This window comes from Methanospirillum sp., assembly GCF_035406105.1.
Classification (GTDB): Archaea; Halobacteriota; Methanomicrobia; order Methanomicrobiales; family Methanospirillaceae; genus Methanospirillum.
Window position 1 is genome coordinate 1 of the sequence record NZ_DAONKG010000227.1, and the last position, 3,697, is coordinate 3,697.

Sequence of the window (3,697 nt, forward strand, 5' to 3'; positions counted from 1 at the left end):
CGGGAGATTAACCGGATAAGGGCAATAAGATCAGGTTCACACCCGCATGCCTCCAGATATTTTCGAAGAAACACCATATAATCGTAGATAAATATCCGCACCCTTTATACATACGGTTTTGCATACAGTCCCGCTCCCTGTCACCGGTTCTATTAAGCAGTTTAAAATGAATTCAGTAATGGGTAGTACTCCGTGATCCGTATCCTGCTCCTTGATGATGAGCCGGCCGTTCTTGAGATTACCTCTGCTTTTCTCAAACGCCAGGAAGGTTTTACGGTCAGAACAATAGACTGTGTGAATGGGGCTCTGATGCTCCTTTCCCAGTATCAGTTTGATGTAATTGTTGCTGACTACCGGTTACCAGATCAGGACGGAGTATTTCTATTAAAGGAGATCCGAAAAACAGGAAACCAAATTCCCTTTATTTTCTTTACCGGTCATGGATCTGAAGATATTGCCATTGAAGCAATAAATGCAGGTGCCAATTATTACCTGAAAAAGGGTGACGCAAGCATAGAGGTGCTCAGCACGCTTGCAGGTTTTATCAATCAAGCTGTTGAAGAACGAAGGAAACGGGATGAGACGATAATTAATGAACACCGATACCGGGACCTTGTAGAGCAGCAGACAGAGTTTGCCCAATATATTCAGGCTCTTCTTGATGCTATTCCGGCCCCGGTATTCTATCGTGATACCCGTGGTATGTATCGTGACTGCAATAAAGCGTTTGAAGATCTGATTGGACACCCGAAATTCTCCATTATCGGGAGATCGGTGTATGATTTCTATCCAAAGGAACTTGCCGATCACTATCGGGATATGGATAAACTGATCATCAAAAAGCCATATATTCAGCAGTATGAATATGTGATAACCGATGCAAAAGGAGACATTCATGACGTTTTGTTCTCAAAATCAGCTCTGTTATCTCATGATGGAACCGTGATCGGGATTATCGGTGTGATTCTTGATGTCAGTGATCGGAAGAAACTAGAGCGAATAATAATAGAAAACGAAGAAAAATATCGAACACTTGCAGATTTCACCTATGACTGGGAGTCCTGGATCAGCCCTTCGGGGGCATACCTGTACACCTCTCCTTCCTGTGAACGGATTACCGGGTACCGGGCAGAAGAATTTATTCAAAACCCTCATCTTGTCATCGATATTACGCATCCTGATGACCGGCCTCTCATCGAGCGGCATTACTCAAATGCTCCGCTCCAGCAGGAAGGGATTTTCCATATGGACTACCGGATCATCACAAAAAACGGAGAAGAGCGGTGGATTAGTCATTTCTGCCAGTCTGTGTTCAGGGATGACGGGACATGGCTTGGCCGGCGTGAGAGTAAGCGGGATATTACCTTTCGAAAGGAGGTGACTGCTGCATATGAGCGGGCAAATATGAAACTTCACCTCCTTTCAAGTATTACCCGCCATGATATCCTGAATCAGCTGACCGTGCTGAGCGGATATACGGATCTCTTATCTGATTATGCTGATAATCCGGATATTCATGCCATCCTGAACCGGATGAATAACACAATTACCACTATTCATAATCAGATATCATTCACCCGGTTGTATCAGGAGATAGGGATGCAGGCACCACAATGGCATCATGTTCCCACTATTGTCACCCGGGCTGCCAGAGGATCCCATATTCCTTCTATTGAGATAGGCGAAGATTTATCTGATATTCACATTCTCGCTGACCCCCTTATGGAAAAAGTCTTTTATTGTCTTTTGGACAATTCAGAGCGACATGGAAAACGAGTGTCAAAAGTCCGGTTTTATAGTGCAACTCAGGATGATGCCCACCTGCTTATATATGAGGATGATGGATACGGAATTCCGTATCAGTATAAAGAGAAGATTTTTGAGCGGGGCTTTGGGAGTAATACCGGATACGGGCTGTTTCTTGCCAGAGAGATCGTGAACATATCAGGATTTACAATTATTGAGACCGGTTCATTTGGACAGGGGGTCAGGTTTGAGATTACCATCCCGAAGGGGCTATGGAAATCTGCTCCAGAAAACCATATGATTTAATGATTATACTTCCCACCAGCTGGTATGCAGAAGATGAAATGCAGTATATGCGGACATGTGTATGACCCTGCTGTCGGCGATAAAAATGCTCCTGCCGGAACGGATTTTGAAAATCTGCCCCGTGATTGGGTATGCCCGATCTGTCTTGCAGCAAAGACCCTCTTCCGACCGATTTAAATCAGGCGATAACCTTAACGATTTTTCCTTTTTTTATGATTGAGACCTTCCCGCCACTTTCCGATACCACAAATCCCACAGCATCCGTTACACTGGTAAGTGCTGCAACAGACGAATGGCGGGTACCCATCCCTTTTGGAAGAGACACACCTGAGGTATCTACGGTAATATACCGACCTGCTGCTTCCAAAAGACCGGTACCACTGACCACAAACGCACCATCAAGAAGCGCATATTCCTTGAGCATCTCTCTGACCTCAGGAATTGACACCATCCGGTGTTCAGGCGGATGACCAATAAACGGGTTCAGGATAAGCTGCCTTGAGAGTCGCATAACCTCTTCAGAATCTCCGACAAGAAATGATGTACCAACAGGCTTTCCTTCCCTGCCCTCCCGTCCGATCTCCATACACGCCTGTAGTACCGCATCAAACACCAGAGGCTCTATATCAGTTAATGCCAGTATCCGTTCACGCCAGACACGGGTTGATATCCGCTCCCTGCCATTTGATGCATATTCGGTCATATCTGTCCCGATGCAGATAATAGCTGTCAGTTCATTGTCAGCAGTATACAGCCCTTTGCTTGTCCAGGCGATCCAGAGGTGGCTTCCGTTCTTTTTCAGATGTTCAAAGATATGAAGGGCTGATGAGGATTCGTCAGATACTTCAAGAAATAATTCCGCGGGATTTGGATCATCACTTATGACCCCTTGTGGAAAAAGAAGAGAGACCGGTTTGCCGGCAAGTGTATCTGATTCATATCCAAAACACCGTTCAGCGGCCTGGTTGGCAAAGGAGATCGTTCCATCAGGGAGAAGGCGTATCACAATCGTTTCAGCCAGATAGAGCTGTTCACGGCATTTGTACTCCGTCTCCTTCAGAACGGATGAAAGGGATGCAAACTCCCGGCGATCTTCGATAAACCAGATTCCATCACCTGGAGATTCTGAAGTACCGGAATGCACGGTTATCCGACAGGGAATCTCACTCCCCATTCTCTCCCGTATCCTCCCTTCCCAAACCTTAAGGGGACCGGTTTCATGAAAAAGATCGGTTTTCGATTCTTCAGACAGAAACCGACTTTCCGGTGTATGACCAAGGATTTCATGTTCATCATATCCCGATAAGCGGAGAAATGCCGGGTTAACCCGTATGATGATCCCATCATGAACCTCCAGACAAGAAAGTGGCATTGTGCTGATGATCCGGTTATGATGATCATAATCCTCACGAAGGGATCGTTCAACTTTTGACCGGCCGGATACCTGACGAAGTGATGCAATCATCTGATGTGACGCATCTGAATGCTCAAGTGCTATTGAAAAACTACCCTGTGAGATATCAAATAAAATCAGTTCATCATTGTGTATTGTATAGACGAGAAAACCTGGATGAAGACCCTGCAGGGCACATCGTCGCTGCCAGCTGACAATATTTCTATAATCCGGTTCACTCCCGGTGAGCGG

3 protein-coding genes are annotated in these 3,697 nt (G+C 45.7%); 2 read left to right on the forward strand and 1 reads right to left on the reverse strand.

The annotated features are described in order from the left end of the window. Positions 1-192: 192 nt before the first annotated feature. On the forward strand, positions 193-2,052 hold the full coding sequence (locus tag PLA23_RS11465; RefSeq protein ID WP_324329852.1) for a hybrid sensor histidine kinase/response regulator: 1,860 nt from the start codon (positions 193-195) through the stop codon (positions 2,050-2,052). A 33-nt stretch (positions 2,053-2,085) separates the two neighbouring features. Beyond that, positions 2,086-2,229, forward strand: a complete 144-nt coding sequence (locus PLA23_RS11470; protein WP_324329851.1) for a rubredoxin — start codon at positions 2,086-2,088, stop codon at positions 2,227-2,229. A gap of 1 nt (position 2,230) precedes the next feature. Here the strand turns inward: PLA23_RS11470 and PLA23_RS11475 are convergent. Next, positions 2,231-3,697, reverse strand: a 1,467-nt coding sequence (locus tag PLA23_RS11475; RefSeq protein ID WP_324475269.1) for a PAS domain-containing protein, incomplete at its 5' end; no start/stop codon positions are given.

What these genes read in the sequence shown, in the direction of transcription:
- PLA23_RS11470 (WP_324329851.1), top strand. Translation starts at nt 2,086, where the DNA reads ATGAAATGCAGTATATGCGGACATGTGTATGACCCTGCTGTCGGCGAT.